Origin of the sequence: Ralstonia sp. ASV6, from assembly GCF_016429285.1 — a bacterium.
GTDB lineage: Bacteria > Pseudomonadota > Gammaproteobacteria > Burkholderiales > Burkholderiaceae > Ralstonia > Ralstonia flaminis.
The window spans coordinates 1-14,995 of record NZ_JAELUI010000134.1; the positions used below are offsets into that span (position 1 = coordinate 1).

Genomic DNA, 14,995 nt, shown 5'->3' on the forward strand with positions numbered 1-14,995 from the left:
ACATGGGCCACGCCCGTGCGCTGCTGGCAGTCGACAGTGCGACACAGATCCTGTTGGCCAACCAGATCGTCAACAAGCGTCTGTCGGTGCGCGAGACGGAAAAGCTGGTGGCGTTGACGCTCAAGCCGTTCGAGTTGAAGTCGCTCAAGCAGAAGGGCGCGCACCAAGGTGGGCGTGACGTCGCCCGCCTGGAAGAAGAACTGGCGGACCAACTGGGCCTGGGTGTGCAGATCAAGCTGGCGGCCAAGGGCCGTGGTCAGTTGACCGTGCAGTTCAGCAGTCTCGATGAGTTTGACGGTTTGCTGGCACGCCTGCGTCCGGACGGCGACGAAGAGGCCGCCTGAGTCGCATGACTGCGACAGTTTGACGCAGTCGGTGCGACCCGCGCCGCCGCGCCATTTGCGGGCATTCACCGGCACCGAATCAGTGCGATTACCTCGTACGTCATCGACGCTGTGCGCGGGCAATACCATCATGGAATCACCAAGGCACCGCTCCATCAGGCGGATTCGGTGCCCTGGCAGCAGCACATCATTGCGTATGGAGCGTGGAACGCAGCCGCTCCGGGTGCTGTCGAAGGCGCCCGCACGACCGTTCGCTTGCGCGTTGACTGGTGAACGCCATGTCCCGTAAAATCGTGCGGTTTTAAATCCGCCTGACCCAAAGCGGTGCGGCATGTTGAAAGGCCATTCTTCCATGCAGCCAGCCACGCGGCAACGGCCCGATTCTTACGCTTCGTTGGAAGCCGCCCGACCAGTCTCGGCGCAGGCTCCGGAGCACGACGATTGGGATGATGACGCAGGGAAGGCGGAGCCGCCGGTGCATGTGCTCTCACATGACGAAGCGGTTGCCATGTTCGGCGAGCAGGCCCTGCGGGCTTCGCGTATCACGCCCTTCTCCATCGTGCTCGGCCAGGTGGCCATCACACTGTTGTGTGCGCTCGGATGGTATGTGGGTAGCTGGTTTGCGGGTACAGGCGCTACGTCGGCAGGCCAGGCTGCGTTGTCGGCCCTGCTGGGTGGTGGCGTGTGCGTGGTGCCTTCGGCATGGTTCGCGATGCGACTGTCGACGGCCAAGGGGTTCGAGTCCATCGCCCGTCTGGTGGTGGGCGAAGCGATCAAGGTGCTCGGCACGGTCGCACTGCTGGTGATTGTGGTGGTGATGTTCAAGGGGCTGCATTGGCTGCCCTTGCTGATCACCCTGATCCTGGCGCTCAAGATGTACTGGGTCGGACTCGCACTGCGTTGACGGTACGATGAAAGACCAAGCCTGCAGCATTGCCGCAGGCGCACGGGATGTGTCGGGAGGTGGCAGGAACAGGCGGCAGGAGAAGCCCCGGTTCATTGCACTGACACTCCGCAAGAATAAGGTGGCGCGTTCCAGCCGCGTGCAGTCCGCGATCTCCAGGGAAACCTGTTGAGCATCGGGCGCGAGCAAGAACGTGTCACGAAGAATGTTTCGCAATATTGGACTGAATCATCATGGCAACTGAAGTCGCAGAAGCCGCCGGCCACGCCGCCGAGCACGCTCTCACGCCTTCCGCGTATATCGCGGAGCATTTGCAGAATTTCAATAGCCTCGGCGGCAAGCAGGCGTCCGTCGTCGACTTCACCGTCATCAACTGGGACACGATGTTCTGGTCCGTGTTGATGGGCCTGATCGGCATCATCTTCCTGGGCATGGCCGCGCGCCGTGTCACCTCTGGTGTTCCGGGACGCTTCCAGGCCTTCGTTGAGCTGGTTGTCGAGATGGTCGACGACCAGGCCAAGGGCATCATTCACGGCGATCGCTCCTGGATCGCTCCGCTGGCCCTGATGGTCTTCGTGTGGGTCACGCTGATGAACGCGGTCGACTTGATCCCGGTGGACTGGGTCACGGGCGTCAACCACATCCTCGGCACCTTTGGCGTGCACGTGCCGCACCACCGCGCGGTGGCCACGGCCGATCTGAACGGCACCTTCGGCATGTCCTTCGCCGTGCTGATCCTGATGATCTACTACAGCTTCAAGATCAAGGGCGCGGGCGGCTTCGCGCACGAGTTGCTCTCCGCTCCGTTTGGCGCCAAGTGGTACCTCGCGCCGTTCAACCTGATCCTCAACATCATTGAATTCCTCGCTAAGGCTGTGTCGCTGGGCATGCGGTTGTTCGGCAACATGTACGCGGGCGAGCTGGTGTTCCTGCTGATCGCGCTGCTTGGCTCGATCTGGACGTTCGGTGCTGATTTCTCGGCACTGGGTTTCGTAGGTCACGTGGTGGCCGGTGCGGTTTGGGCGATCTTCCACATCCTGATCGTTCTGCTGCAGGCGTTCATTTTCATGATGCTGACGCTGGTGTACATCGGCCAGGCACATGATCACCACTAAGTAGCGGTTCAGGTTCTCCGGTTCCGTTTGGTTTTTTCAAGTTCTCAAGTTCTTAGTCTTTCACGTAAAAGGGAGTCATCATGCAAGCATTTCTCGCCAACATCCAAGGTCTGACCGCCATCGGTATCGGCATCATCATCGGCCTGGGTGCCATCGGCGCCTGCCTCGGCATCGCACTGATGGGTGGCAAGTACATCGAAGCCTGCGCACGTCAGCCTGAGCTGATGAACCCGCTGCAAACCAAGATGTTCCTGCTGGCTGGCCTGATCGACGCGGCATTCCTGATCGGCGTTGGTGTGGCCATGCTGTTCGCGTTCGCCAACCCGCTGCTGTCGGTCATCAAGTAATTCTTTTCGGTCTGCATGATGCCGGAGGCGGCCTGGGTGAACGCACCGCGTGACCCTCGCCGCTTCGTGCATTGATCCGTAGTCTCAATACCGAAAGGAACACACCATGAACCTGAACGCCACACTCGTCGCGCAGATGGTCGTGTTCTTCATCCTGTGGTGGGTTGTTGCCAAGTTCATTTGGCCGCCCCTGGTGAAGGCGCTCGACGAACGCGCGAAGAAAATTGCCGATGGCCTGGCCGCTGCCGATAAGGGCAAGGCTGAGCTGGAGCTGGCCAACAAGCGGGTCGAGCAGGCACTGACCGAAGCGCGCAATGAAGGCGCGCAGCGCATCGCGGACGCCGAAAAGCGTGCCCAGATGAGCGCCGACGAGATCAAGCAAAACGCCCAAGCCGAAGCCGCGCGCATCATCGCGCAAGCCAAGGCCGAAGCCGAGCAGCAAACCGTGCGTGCGCGTGAATCGCTGCGCGACCAGGTTGCTACGCTGGCCGTCAAGGGTGCCGAGCAGATCCTCAAGCGTGAAGTCAATGCGCAGGTCCACTCTGATCTGCTCAATCAACTCAAGGCTGAGCTGTAATCATGGCAGAACTCGCAACCGTTGCCCGTCCGTACGCAGAGGCGCTGTTTCGCGTAGCGAAGGCCGGCAATCTGGGTGCATGGTCTGAGCTCGTGTCGGAAATGGGGCAAATTGCCGCCGTACCCGACATGAAGGCAGTCGCCGATGATCCGAAGCTCTCCAAAGCCGATGTGGCGGGGATCTTCCTGTCGGCGTTGAAATCTCCGGTGTCGCATGAGGCGAAGGAACTGGTTGGCCTGCTGGTGGCCAACAAGCGCCTGTCGCTGCTGCCGGAAATTGCCGCGCAATTCCATGTGCTGCGGAATGCCAGCGAAGGCGCCGCCGACGTCGAGATCACCAGTGCGTTCCCGCTTGAGGGCGCGCCCCTGACCGAACTGGTCGCCACGCTCGAACGCAAGTTCGGCAAGAAGCTGCAGGCTCACGTGAGCGTCGATCCTTCGTTGATCGGCGGCGTGCGTGTGCAGATTGGCGACGAAGTGCTCGACACCTCGGTGCGCGCGCGCCTGACGCAGATGCAGTCTGCGCTGACCGCCGCGTAATGCTGTTCCGCGAGGCGCCGATGAGATTGCCCGCGGACAGATTGAAGAATTAGGAGCATTCGATGCAACTGAACCCCTCCGAGATCAGCGACCTGATCAAGACCCGTATCGAGGGCTTGAAGGCTGGCGCTGACGCAAAGAACACCGGCACGGTCATTTCCGTGACGGACGGTATCTGCCGCATTCATGGCCTGTCGGGCGTGATGCAAGGCGAAATGCTGGAATTCCCGGGCAACACGTTCGGCCTCGCGCTGAACCTCGAGCGCGACTCGGTCGGCGCCGTGATCCTGGGTGAGTACGAGCACATTTCCGAAGGCCAGGAAGTCAAGTGCACGGGCCGCATTCTGGAAGTGCCGGTTGGTCCGGAACTGCTGGGCCGCGTGGTCAACGCGCTGGGCCAGCCGATCGACGGTAAGGGCCCGATCAACGCCAAGAAGACGGACGTGATCGAGAAGGTCGCTCCGGGCGTGATCGCACGTCAGTCGGTGAGCCAGCCGGTGCAGACCGGCCTGAAGTCGATCGACGCGATGGTGCCGATCGGCCGTGGCCAGCGTGAGCTGATCATTGGCGACCGCCAGACCGGCAAGACCGCTGTGGCCGTCGACGCCATCATCAACCAGAAGGGCAAGGGCATCTTCTGCGTGTACGTGGCAATCGGCCAGAAGGCTTCGACGATCGCCAACGTGGTGCGCAAGCTGGAAGAGCACGGCGCGCTGGAATACACGATCGTGGTGGCTGCTGCCGCTTCCGACTCGGCTGCCATGCAGTACCTGTCGGCCTACGCCGGCTGCACGATGGGTGAGTACTTCCGCGACCGCGGCGAAGACGCCCTGATCGTGTACGACGATCTGACCAAGCAAGCTTGGGCGTACCGTCAGGTTTCGCTGCTGCTGCGCCGCCCGCCGGGCCGTGAAGCCTACCCGGGCGACGTGTTCTACCTGCACTCGCGCCTGCTGGAGCGTGCTGCCCGTGTGAACGCTGAGCACATCGAAAAGATCACCAACGGCGAAGTCAAGGGCAAGACCGGTTCGCTGACCGCGCTGCCCGTGATCGAAACGCAGGCCGGCGACGTGTCCGCGTTCGTGCCGACCAACGTGATCTCGATTACCGACGGCCAGATCTTCCTGGAAACCGACCTGTTCAACGCTGGCGTTCGCCCCGCTATCAACGCCGGTATCTCGGTGTCGCGTGTGGGTGGTGCGGCTCAGACCAAGGTCATCAAGAAGCTGTCCGGCGGTATCCGTACCGACCTGGCCCAGTACCGTGAACTGGCTGCGTTCGCGCAGTTCGCTTCCGACCTGGACGAAGCGACCCGCAAGCAGCTCGAGCGCGGCCGCCGCGTGACCGAACTGCTCAAGCAGCCGCAATACCAGCCGCTGCAAGTGTGGCAGCTGGCCGCGTCGCTGTACGCAGCCAACAACGGCTTCCTCGACAACGTGGACGTGAAGGACATCCTGGCTTTCGAAAAGGGCCTGCACGACACGCTGAAGACGAAGTACGCCGATCTCATCAACCGCATCGAAGATACGAAGGATCTGTCGAAGGATGATGAGGCCGCTCTGCGTGCCGCGATCGAGGATTTCAAGAAGTCCGCCGCGTTCTAACCGCGTCAATCCTGGAACTGGTCACGCTTAGCCTGCGTGGCCAGGTCTGAACGGAGAGAGTGAAATGGCCGGAACAAAAGAAATCCGCACCAAGATCAAGAGCGTGCAAAACACGCGCAAGATCACCAAGGCGATGGAAATGGTCGCCGCGTCCAAGATGCGCAAGGCGCAGGAACGGATGCGTGCTGCCCGCCCGTACGCTGAGAAGATCCGCAACGTTGCTGCGCACATGGCGCAGGCCAATCCGGAGTACACGCACCCGTTCATGGTGGCGCGCGACATCAAGCGCGCTGGCCTGATCGTGGTGACGACGGACAAGGGCCTGTGCGGTGGCTTGAACACCAACGTGCTGCGCGCCGTGACCAACCAGCTGCGTGAGCAGCAGGGCAAGGGCATCGAGACGCAGGCTACGGCCATCGGTACCAAGGGCATGCAGTTCCTGGGCCGTATCGGCGCGAAGGTCGTCTCGAACGTCGTGCACCTGGGTGACACGCCGCATCTGGAAAAGCTGATCGGCGCGATCAAGGTTCAGCTGGACGCATTTGCGGCCGGCGAGATCGATGCTGTGTACCTCGCGTACACCCGCTTCATCAACACGATGAAGCAGGAGCCGGTGGTTGAGCAGTTGCTGCCGCTCACAGCCGACAAGCTGACGCAGACCGACGCCGAGAAGCAAGCCTACTCGTGGGACTACATCTACGAGCCGGACGCGCAAACGGTGGTCGACGAGCTGCTGATCCGCTATGTCGAGGCGCTGGTGTACCAAGCGGTGGCCGAGAACATGGCCTCCGAGCAGTCGGCCCGGATGGTAGCGATGAAGGCGGCTTCGGACAACGCAAAGAACGTGATCGGCGAACTGCAACTGGTCTACAACAAGACCCGTCAGGCAGCGATCACGAAGGAACTGTCCGAAATCGTCAGCGGCGCGGCAGCGGTCTGACGCCCACGGCAAAGATTTAAGTTATTGGAGATACAAATGAGTATCGGAACAATTGTGCAGTGTATCGGCGCCGTGGTGGACATTCAGTTCCCGCGTGACGCAATGCCCCATATCTACGAGGCACTCGTGCTGGAAGACAGCAACGAGAAATCGTTCGCCGAGAAGGGCCTGACCTTCGAAGTGCAACAACAGCTGGGCGACGGCGTGGTGCGTACCATTGCACTGGGCTCGTCCGACGGCCTGCGCCGCGGCATGGCGGTCAAGGGTACCGGCGCAGCGATCTCGGTGCCTGTCGGTCACGGCACGCTGGGCCGCATCATGGACGTGCTGGGTCGTCCGATTGACGAAGCCGGCCCGATCGCCTGCGACGAAAAGCGCGCGATTCACCAGAAGGCCCCGAAGTTCGACGAACTGTCGCCGTCGGTGGACCTGCTGGAAACCGGCATCAAGGTGATTGACCTGGTTTGCCCGTTCGCCAAGGGCGGTAAGGTGGGTCTGTTCGGTGGCGCCGGTGTCGGCAAGACCGTGAACATGATGGAGCTGATCAACAACATCGCCAAGCAGCACTCGGGCTTGTCGGTGTTTGCTGGCGTGGGCGAGCGTACCCGTGAGGGCAACGACTTCTACCACGAAATGAAGGACTCCAACGTGCTCGACAAGGTGGCCATGGTGTTCGGCCAGATGAACGAGCCGCCGGGCAACCGTCTGCGCGTGGCGCTGACCGGCCTGACGATGGCCGAGCGCTTCCGTGACGAAGGCCGTGACATCCTGTTCTTCGTCGACAACATCTACCGCTACACGCTGGCCGGTACCGAAGTGTCGGCACTGCTGGGCCGTATGCCTTCCGCCGTGGGCTATCAGCCGACGCTGGCTGAAGAAATGGGCAAGCTGCAAGAGCGTATTACGTCGACCAAGACCGGCTCGATCACGTCGATCCAGGCCGTGTACGTGCCTGCCGATGACTTGACCGACCCGTCGCCGGCAACGACCTTCCTGCACCTGGACTCGACCGTCGTGCTGTCGCGTGACATCGCAGCACTGGGTATCTACCCTGCAGTGGATCCGCTCGACTCGACTTCGCGTCAGCTCGACCCGCAGATCGTGGGCCAAGAGCACTATGACGTCGCCGACCGCGTGAAGAAGACGCTGCAGCGCTACAAGGAACTGCGCGACATCATCGCAATTCTGGGCATGGACGAACTGTCGCCGGAAGACAAGCTGGCTGTGGGCCGCGCCCGTAAGATCCAGCGTTTCCTGTCGCAGCCGTTCCACGTGGCGGAAGTGTTCACGGGTTCGCCGGGCAAGTACGTGCCGCTGAAGGAAACCATCCGCGGCTTCAAGATGCTGGTGGACGGCGAGTGCGATCACCTGCCGGAACAGGCGTTCTACATGGTCGGCTCGATCGACGAAGCCTTCGAGAAGGCCAAGAAGCTCCAGTAAGAGCAACGTCTGACCCTGTGCGAGAGCCGGGGTCAGCACTGGCTTTCTGAAGTCCATTCAGGAAGCGGCTTTTCTGAGCAAAGGAATCGAGATGGCAACCATTCATGTAGACGTCGTCAGCGCTGAGCACGAGATCTTCTCCGGCAATGCCAAGTTTGTGGCACTGCCGGGTGAAGCCGGCGAGCTGGGCATTCTGCCTGGCCACACGCCGCTGATCACGCGCATCAAGCCGGGCGCCGTGCGCATCGAGAAGGAAGATGGTGGCGAAGAGTTTGTGTTCGTTGCCGGCGGCATTCTCGAAGTGCAGCCGAAGAAGGTGACCGTGCTGGCCGATACCGCAATCCGCGGTCACGACCTGGACGAAGCCAAGGCGAACGAAGCCAAGCGTGCGGCCGAAGAGGCGCTGCAGAACCAAAGCAGCGACATCGATCTGGCCCGTGCGCAAGGTGAACTGGCCGTGGCTGCTGCGCAGTTGGCCGCGATCGCGCGCCTGCGTCGCAAGCGCTGAACGCCGGTTGATGCCGATCTGCCTGGCAGGTCGGTATGGCCCAAGAAAAAGCAGCCCGTTTGGGCTGCTTTTTTGTTGCCTGTCGCTACCGTTGTTGCTTAGTGGTGGTCCTCTTCACGGTGTTGCTCGTTGTGGCCGCCTTGGCCCTGTGGGTGCGGCTGTGCGGGCGCGGCTTCGTGGTGCTCAACGTGCGGCGGTTGAGGTTGGGGTTGCGGACGCTGCGGCTCCGGACGCGGTTCGGGCCGAGGCAGCGGCTGCGACGGGTGAATTTCCACCGGACGCGGCGGCTGTGCCGATGGGCGCGGTGCTTCGAAGTGCTGCTCAGGCTGACGTGGCTCTGGACGCGGACGTTCCTGCGGTGCGGGCGCGGTCGGCCGAATGACTTCAGCGGGGCGCGGTTGCGGTTGCTGCGCTTGCACCGGACGATGTTCCTCGCGGGAGATGTCTGCGCGCATGCCTTCCTGCGGCTGCGGAAGTGACGTCATACCAGCGGGCGACTGCGGGGGCAGCGCGGGCTTCGGCAAGATGGCGCGCTCTTCACCGCGACGTTGCTCCTGCGCAGGCTGTGCACCGGGTTGTTGTCCAGGGTGCGTGGTGGTGCCCGGCGCCATGAATGCTTGCGGCGCGGGTTGTTGTGCACCATGCGGGCCTTGTGCATTCCCCGGCGTTGGCTGGTTGCCCAGATGCGGCGCGCCTTCACCATGCGGCATGTTGGCCGGTGTGGCGCGCGTGAGGCGCAGGCCCGCCGCCTGCGCCCCCGCTGGCATCGGCTGCGCGCCGGCGTTGGCCGGCCCACGCACCGGTGCGACATGTGCGGGGGCGCTGCCGCCCGTCCACGCGGGGCCGGCGCCGGCCAATGTGCCGCCTTGGGAGTGGAAGCGCTCGGCCAATGCATCACGCCCGCCTGCCGGCGCCTGTGGTGCACGCACCGCAATGGCTTGCCGCGAGAACACCTGTGCTGGCGGCAACGGGTGCGCGCCACTGGCAGCGGCTGCGCCCACCAGACTTGCCCTCACTGGTGCCAGCGCCGGCGTTGACACGATCTGCGCATGCGCCAGTTGCGCGCGCATCTGTTCGGGGCGCAGTCGTGCCATGGCAGGGCCGACCGGCTGGCCGCTGACGAAGGTCTTGGCCGGCACTGCTGTCAGCGCGGCGGGGTTGTTGGCGTTGACATACGTGACGCGGTTCACATTGGTGATGTTGGTCACGTTGTTGTTGATGATCGTCTTGTTGACCGTGACGTTGTTCACCACCACCGTGCGGTTGATGTTGGTCACGTAGGTGGGGCTGGCGGCATAGACGGGGCGATATGCCTCGCCCGGGGCCAACGGGAACCACGCCACGCCCGGCGAGCCGATCGAGATGTTGATGCCCCAGCTCACACCGCCGCCACCACCACCACCCACGAAGCCGACCAGCGCCGGCGCATACACCGGGCGCGGCACCACCGGACCCGGCACCCAGCACCACGTTGTGCCGACGTAGGCCCAACGGCCATAGTGGAACGGTGCGAAACCCCAGGGTTCATCATCGACCCAGGTCCAGCCCCAGGGCGCCACCCATGCCCAATGGCCGGTGCGATAGGGCGCCCAGCCGGCTGGCACTGCGCGTGGCACCCACACGGCGCCGTAGCCGTCTTCCTCGCGCCATGTGCCGTTGTCGTCCAGAGCTTCGTAGCCGGTCATTTCGCGGCCGACGTAGCGGGCGGAGACGGATGCGTCTTCGCGGGCGTCGCGTGACTCGGCCCAGTGGTCGAAGGCATCGCGGTTGGGGTTGTCCGTGCCACCGGCTTCGGCCAGGTCGGTGCCGCCAAAGCGGACCTGCTGGCCCGCGCCCAACGGCACGGAGCGGTCGTCGCCGTAGGCCGTGCCGTCGCCATGCCAGACGGTAACGGTGGTGCTGGAGCCGTCTGGCGCGACATCGAGGCGGTATTCACCCGGTGCCTGCGGCGTGAAGGCTAGATTGGGTGTGTCGATCTCAACAGTCTGGTCCGGTGGCAGCGCACGCACGCGAACCGACAATGCGCCTTGTGTGAGCTTGACCTGCGTGTTGCGGTCGTCCAGGTCGACCAGCGTGGCGCCGGTGTTCTGCCCCAGGCGCAGCGCGGTGGAGCCGACGTGCAGTTCGCTACGGCTGCCTTGGTCGGACCACAGACGGTCGCCCGTCGTAAACGGGCGGTTGAGCGTGGCGCCGGCCCAGTCGTCGGAGCCGGCCGGCGCAAAGCTCACCGCACCGGAGAAGTCAGATAGCCGCGCGACGCGCGAAGCCGGGTCGGCGGCCAGCGCTGCCCGTGAGCCGCAGACCAGCAGCACTGCAGCAATACCCACGGCGCGCAGCACGTGCGGCAGCCGCATACCGGTGAGGCGGAGAGAACGACGGGATGGAGTGGACATGATGAGCCCTCGTTTTTATGGCGGCACGCGCCGCGTGGATGTCTCCATTAAACGCCGCAGGCGGCGAAGGGCCGACTTGGTTTTGTAAGGGCGTGTATCGGGGGTGACCATGCGGCGGCACGGACCGTGCTCACGCGTGAGGGTGCTGCGCAGATCGTGCAGGCAAAAAAAAGCGCGCGGGCCGGGGAGCGCCGCGCGGACGGGAAATCCCTTCGAGGGGTCAATTCGAAAGGGAGGGGTAACCTTGCAACGCAACCGTGTGTGGCGCGCGCCGCATTGCTGGGAGGAGAACCCGGCTGGCGCACAACAATTGGACACAAAGACGTCGCGTGCCGAGGCATTGTGGGCGACGAGGGAACCCCAAGGCGTAACAAAGTGTGTCGGATTGCAATCGAATGCAAGTGCTGTAAGAACCCACCGGGCGTGATGCAAAAAGCGCTTGAAAACATGCTCTGGGGAACGTCTGCTGCACCTGCACAGTCCCACGACTTTGCCGCGCAGTGGCGCGGGGCTTGAGGATAGGCGGGCCTGCCACGCGCGGACCAGTCTGGGGTGTTGGGTCATAGGAGGGAAGCATGCACAGGCAGACGGTGCATTGTTTGACGCATTCGGCGGCATGGAAATCGGCCGGAGGCGGCGTTTTTGTTACCTTGATGGCGGCAGTCTGCGCGGTCGGTTCGGCACATGCCGCGGGCGAAGCGGCCTCCGCGCCGTCTACGGCGCCCGCAAGTGCGCCTGCAGCCTCCGCACCTGTTGCTTCCACGCCAACCACACCCCTTGCAAAACCGCAGGAGCCACGCGAGCGCCACGCCGGCACGTTCTGGCAAGGTACGGTAGGCAAGGGTGCCGACAACCCCGGCTGGAGCGTCTGGCTGAGCGTGTACGACCCGCCTCCCAAGGCGCGTGACCAAGACAAGGACCCGGTTGCGGATACGCTCACCGGTGACGCCTACGACGACCGCCCCCAAGGTCGCACCATGTGGACCATCGAAGGCCGCAACGCGCCCGAACGCCGCTTCGTGTGGCGTGAGCGCGCCGATGCACTCGACCCTAGCGGCCAGCCCATGGTGCGCGAGGGCGGTACGCTCTCCGGCGCGTTGTCTGCGGACGGCACTGCCGCCACCGGCACCTGGAGCGACGGCGGCCGCAGCCAGCCCTTCACCCTTAAGCGCGCGGCGCGTTATCGAGAAATCACCGGCACTGCCGGCCAGGCCACCATCACCGAGCGCTACCCCGTGACCGGCGATGCGGCCATAGATGCACTGGTGCAATCACTGCGCATCAACCGCTGCGATCAGTACGACACCGAATGCGTCATCCGCATCAGCGCCGTCGGCCTGGGCGACACGGTGAGCCTGCTGCGCATGGTCTGGGCGTACAGCGGTGGTGCGCACGGCAACTACGGCTTTACGGCGGGCAACTGGCGACGCGGCGCGCAGGGCTTCCAGCCGATCACCCTGGCGGATGTACTGAACCCCACATCCGCCTGCCTACAGAGCTTCAACACGCAGGTCGTCGGCGCACTCAAGCGCGAAGGGGCGCCTGAAGCCACGCGCGGCGTGCTCAAAGAGAAGGACCTGCGTAACCCGGCGTTTCCGTTTACGCTCCAAGGAGACCGCGTCGTCGTGCACTACGGGCCGTATGAAGTGGGCCCGTATTCGTCGGGGGCTTTCCGTGCCGCCGTGCGGGTCGATGATCTGAGTGCCGCGTGCAGGCGGCCCACTACCTGAACACGCGCTATCCAACCGCCATGTCCGCCAATCCTTCCTACGTCGACGAACAAGCCACCATGCGCCGGCTGCTGTCCGGCAAGACCATCGCCGTGGTGGGTCTGTCGCCGCGCCCCACGCGGCCGAGCTATGACGTGGCGCGTTATCTGCAGCAGGCCGGCTATCGCATCGTGCCGGTCAACCCACAGCACGCTGGCGAAGATGTGCTCGGCGAGCCGTGCTACGCCACGCTGGCCGAAGCGGCGACAACACTGGCGGCCGCCGGCCAGCGCATCGATCTGGTCGACATCTTCCGCCGCGCAGAGCAGGTGCTGCCCGTTGTGCAGGAAGCCATTGCCGTGGGGGTGGGCGGTATCTGGGTGCAGCTTGGCATCGTCAACGATGAGGCAATGGCCGCCGCGCGCGCGGCTGGCATTCCCGCCGTGCAGGATCGCTGTACCAAGATCGAGCACTGGCGACTCGGCATTGGCGAGCACTCCTGACGGCGCACGATTGTGACGGTCGGGAGCATGCGCGCCACCTAGGCTTAGGGCTCCAACTTCTGACGGAGTCCCCATGTCATCCGACACTGGATTTCGGCCATCGCCCGGGCCGCTGCTGTTCAGCGCGCTCGGGTTCTCGGCCTATCGTGGAAGCGCAAGCCCACGCGCTACACTTCGACGGTCATCGAAACTTGCACAACGCATCCGCACCATGGCCGTCGATCCGCAGATCCTGCAGTTCCATCAACGCATTGCCGAGCGCTTTGGCGCGTTGCCTGCACCCGAAGATGCCCCCGCCCAGCGCGAGCGTTTCGAGGCGATTGCCGCGCTCTCCGATCGACCTGATCCGGACAGCGTTGAAGCGTCCGACCTGAGCCTGCCGCTGCCGGGGCGCACGCTGGATGCGATCGTCTTTCGCCCCAAGCACGTGACCACGCCGCGCATGCTGGTGTGGTTTCACGGCGGCGGCTGGGTAGTGGGCGCGCCGCGCACGACGCACCGCATGCTGGCAGCGCTGCTTGCGCAAGACACCGGCTGTGCGGTCGTCAGCGTGGACTATCGCCTCGCCCCCGAACACCCGTTTCCTGCGCCTGCGGATGACGCGCGCGATGCGCTCGCGTACCTGGCCGAGCAGCGGATGAGCCTCGGGTGCGACACGGCATTTCTGGCCGTTGGTGGCGACAGTGCGGGCGGCCACCTCGCTGTGCAGGCCACGCAGTCTGTGCACACAACCGTGCGCCCGGGTCTCGTCAATGCGCAGTTGCTGGTCTACCCCGTCACCACACCGGCCTTCGGCAGCGAGAGCTACAACGCCTTCGCGCAAGGCCCCGGCCTCACGCGCGACGAGATGCGCTGGTACTGGGAAAAGTTTATCGGCGCCGAAGCGTTGACCAAATCGCTGGCCGAGCAGGACGGGCGCATCTATTTGATGGCGCAGCCGCCAAAGTACACGCCGCCCGACACGGTGGTCATCGTGGCTGCACACGATGTGCTGCGCGACGACGGCCTGCAGTACGCCGACTACCTCGTGCAGCACGGTGCGCAGGTCATCACCATTGAAGCGTCAGGCATGACGCACGGCTTTGCGCGCGTTCAACCCGACGTCGAGCGCGCACGCGAATGGATGCGCCGCGCGGCGCACGCATTCGTCGGGATGATCAGCGAAGAATAAGCAGGAACTAGCGTTGTGTTGCGCGGTGCGGGCGGAACGCTGCCAGTACGCGCCGTGTGACGAACAGCGAGAGGTAGTCGTGCACGCTGGCGTCTGCCGACAATGCGCGCATGGTTTCCTGGTACTGAACGCGCACGAGATCAGCAGGTGCGCCGGTGTCGTGCGCGATCTTGTCGATCTGTTCGTCCTGGTCTGCGATGGCGGTGCCCATTGCGGTTCCCCGTCGTTGCTGTGGCAGTGACATGCGCGGTTGGTTCGCGCAACGAGTGTCCACTATAGGTAACGCGCAGGAACAATCCAGCCCTGTTGCAAAGCTTTCTGCATGCTATCTGCGCAGCATCAAAACGGTGCTATTGCGAGACCGTTGCCAGCGCAAAGACTGCACCGGCAAGAAGCGTTTGCCGCCTATTTGCCCCAGTTTGCGGGCATGCTCTGCAGGCCGATGGCGGCACCCGACGCATCGGTAATGCGGGCCAGCTCACGGTACGCAATCGCCTGCACACGCTCGGGCAGCGGCACGAATTTGGCCTTGGCGGCCAGTTCGTCACCGTGGAAGTAGCCCCACGTCAGAAACTTCAACGCCGCCAGCGTGCGGGGGCCGGACTGGCTCACGGCCGGCACCACGATGAAGGTACCCATGGTGATCGGCCACGTGTCTGCACCCGGCAGGTTGACCAGCGGCGCGGTGAACTCACCCTTGCGGTTCCAGGCGCTCTGCACCACGGCTTCGCGGAAGCCGCTCACCTGCGGGCTGACAAAGCGGCCGGACGCGTTGCGCAACTGCACGGCGTTCAGGTCGTTGTCGAGGACATAGTTGTAGTCGACATAGCCGATGGCGCCGGGGGTGGCCTGCACAGCCTTGACCACGTCACCGCTGCCCTTGGCGCCGATGGTGTCAGCC

General features: G+C 63.9%; 14 protein-coding genes and 2 pseudogenes. 13 read left to right on the forward strand and 3 right to left on the reverse strand.

Annotated elements, in window-relative coordinates; all coding sequences use genetic code 11:
* From JHD73_RS21775 to JHD73_RS21820, 10 genes and pseudogenes are all read left to right on the forward strand, one after another.
* Positions 1–344 (forward strand): annotated as a pseudogene (locus JHD73_RS21775) (chromosome partitioning protein ParB); the annotation flags it as partial.
* A 352-nt stretch (positions 345–696) separates the two neighbouring features.
* Positions 697–1,248 (forward strand): ATP synthase subunit I, encoded by a 552-nt coding sequence (locus tag JHD73_RS21780; RefSeq protein WP_199032282.1) that lies wholly within the window; start codon positions 697–699, stop codon positions 1,246–1,248.
* Between the two features lie 233 nt (positions 1,249–1,481).
* Complete coding sequence (gene atpB, locus JHD73_RS21785) at positions 1,482–2,363, forward strand: F0F1 ATP synthase subunit A (RefSeq protein WP_199032283.1); 882 nt, start codon at positions 1,482–1,484, stop codon at positions 2,361–2,363.
* Between the two features lie 80 nt (positions 2,364–2,443).
* A complete protein-coding gene (gene atpE / locus JHD73_RS21790; protein ID WP_003262709.1) occupies positions 2,444–2,710 on the forward strand; it encodes a F0F1 ATP synthase subunit C in 267 nt (88 codons plus the stop codon).
* A 106-nt stretch (positions 2,711–2,816) separates the two neighbouring features.
* Complete coding sequence (locus tag JHD73_RS21795) at positions 2,817–3,287, forward strand: F0F1 ATP synthase subunit B (RefSeq protein WP_013210897.1); 471 nt, start codon at positions 2,817–2,819, stop codon at positions 3,285–3,287.
* Between the two features lie 2 nt (positions 3,288–3,289).
* Complete coding sequence (locus tag JHD73_RS21800) at positions 3,290–3,826, forward strand: F0F1 ATP synthase subunit delta (protein WP_009239555.1); 537 nt, start codon at positions 3,290–3,292, stop codon at positions 3,824–3,826.
* 62 nt (positions 3,827–3,888) lie between these two features.
* Positions 3,889–5,430: a F0F1 ATP synthase subunit alpha gene (atpA, locus tag JHD73_RS21805; protein ID WP_199032284.1), complete on the forward strand. Its 1,542-nt coding sequence runs from the start codon at positions 3,889–3,891 to the stop codon at positions 5,428–5,430.
* A 64-nt stretch (positions 5,431–5,494) separates the two neighbouring features.
* The gene (gene atpG, locus JHD73_RS21810; protein WP_199032285.1) at positions 5,495–6,370 is read left to right on the forward strand and encodes a F0F1 ATP synthase subunit gamma; all 876 of its coding nucleotides are present in this window, start codon (positions 5,495–5,497) and stop codon (positions 6,368–6,370) included.
* A 36-nt stretch (positions 6,371–6,406) separates the two neighbouring features.
* Positions 6,407–7,810 (forward strand): F0F1 ATP synthase subunit beta, encoded by a 1,404-nt coding sequence (gene atpD, locus JHD73_RS21815; RefSeq protein ID WP_199032286.1) that lies wholly within the window; start codon positions 6,407–6,409, stop codon positions 7,808–7,810.
* A gap of 91 nt (positions 7,811–7,901) precedes the next feature.
* Positions 7,902–8,318, forward strand: a complete 417-nt coding sequence (locus tag JHD73_RS21820) for a F0F1 ATP synthase subunit epsilon (RefSeq protein ID WP_021197165.1) — start codon at positions 7,902–7,904, stop codon at positions 8,316–8,318.
* Positions 8,319–8,416: 98 nt separating this feature from the next.
* Here the strand turns inward: JHD73_RS21820 and JHD73_RS21825 are convergent, their stop codons facing one another.
* Complete coding sequence (locus JHD73_RS21825) at positions 8,417–10,711, reverse strand: DUF6600 domain-containing protein (protein ID WP_199032287.1); 2,295 nt, start codon at positions 10,709–10,711, stop codon at positions 8,417–8,419.
* 575 nt (positions 10,712–11,286) lie between these two features.
* Here JHD73_RS21825 and JHD73_RS21830 point away from each other — a divergent pair.
* The 3 genes from JHD73_RS21830 to JHD73_RS21840 all read left to right on the forward strand — a co-directional run bounded on the left by JHD73_RS21830 (position 11,287) and on the right by JHD73_RS21840 (position 14,094).
* Positions 11,287–12,441, forward strand: a complete 1,155-nt coding sequence (locus JHD73_RS21830; protein ID WP_199032288.1) for an RsiV family protein — start codon at positions 11,287–11,289, stop codon at positions 12,439–12,441.
* 20 nt (positions 12,442–12,461) lie between these two features.
* Positions 12,462–12,923, forward strand: a complete 462-nt coding sequence (locus tag JHD73_RS21835; RefSeq protein WP_199032292.1) for a CoA-binding protein — start codon at positions 12,462–12,464, stop codon at positions 12,921–12,923.
* Between the two features lie 211 nt (positions 12,924–13,134).
* A complete protein-coding gene (locus JHD73_RS21840) occupies positions 13,135–14,094 on the forward strand; it encodes an alpha/beta hydrolase (protein ID WP_199032289.1) in 960 nt (319 codons plus the stop codon).
* A gap of 7 nt (positions 14,095–14,101) precedes the next feature.
* Here JHD73_RS21840 and JHD73_RS21845 read toward each other — a convergent pair whose 3' ends face one another.
* Together JHD73_RS21845 and JHD73_RS21850 are read right to left on the reverse strand one after the other, a co-directional pair.
* A complete protein-coding gene (locus JHD73_RS21845) occupies positions 14,102–14,305 on the reverse strand; it encodes a DUF3562 domain-containing protein (protein WP_199032290.1) in 204 nt (67 codons plus the stop codon).
* A gap of 194 nt (positions 14,306–14,499) precedes the next feature.
* A pseudogene (locus JHD73_RS21850) lies at positions 14,500–14,995 on the reverse strand (substrate-binding domain-containing protein); the annotation flags it as partial.

Excerpts from the sequence above, each read along its gene's own strand:
- JHD73_RS21780 (WP_199032282.1), top strand. The coding sequence starts at position 697 with ATGCAGCCAGCCACGCGGCAACGGCCCGATTCTTACGCTTCGTTGGAA.
- atpB (WP_199032283.1), top strand. The coding sequence starts at position 1,482 with ATGGCAACTGAAGTCGCAGAAGCCGCCGGCCACGCCGCCGAGCACGCT.
- atpE (WP_003262709.1), top strand. The coding sequence starts at position 2,444 with ATGCAAGCATTTCTCGCCAACATCCAAGGTCTGACCGCCATCGGTATC.
- JHD73_RS21795 (WP_013210897.1), top strand. The coding sequence starts at position 2,817 with ATGAACCTGAACGCCACACTCGTCGCGCAGATGGTCGTGTTCTTCATC.
- JHD73_RS21800 (WP_009239555.1), top strand. The coding sequence starts at position 3,290 with ATGGCAGAACTCGCAACCGTTGCCCGTCCGTACGCAGAGGCGCTGTTT.
- atpA (WP_199032284.1), top strand. The coding sequence starts at position 3,889 with ATGCAACTGAACCCCTCCGAGATCAGCGACCTGATCAAGACCCGTATC.
- atpG (WP_199032285.1), top strand. The coding sequence starts at position 5,495 with ATGGCCGGAACAAAAGAAATCCGCACCAAGATCAAGAGCGTGCAAAAC.
- atpD (WP_199032286.1), top strand. The coding sequence starts at position 6,407 with ATGAGTATCGGAACAATTGTGCAGTGTATCGGCGCCGTGGTGGACATT.
- JHD73_RS21820 (WP_021197165.1), top strand. The coding sequence starts at position 7,902 with ATGGCAACCATTCATGTAGACGTCGTCAGCGCTGAGCACGAGATCTTC.
- JHD73_RS21825 (WP_199032287.1), bottom strand. The coding sequence starts at position 10,711 with ATGTCCACTCCATCCCGTCGTTCTCTCCGCCTCACCGGTATGCGGCTG.
- JHD73_RS21830 (WP_199032288.1), top strand. The coding sequence starts at position 11,287 with ATGCACAGGCAGACGGTGCATTGTTTGACGCATTCGGCGGCATGGAAA.
- JHD73_RS21835 (WP_199032292.1), top strand. The coding sequence starts at position 12,462 with ATGTCCGCCAATCCTTCCTACGTCGACGAACAAGCCACCATGCGCCGG.
- JHD73_RS21840 (WP_199032289.1), top strand. The coding sequence starts at position 13,135 with ATGGCCGTCGATCCGCAGATCCTGCAGTTCCATCAACGCATTGCCGAG.
- JHD73_RS21845 (WP_199032290.1), bottom strand. The coding sequence starts at position 14,305 with ATGGGCACCGCCATCGCAGACCAGGACGAACAGATCGACAAGATCGCG.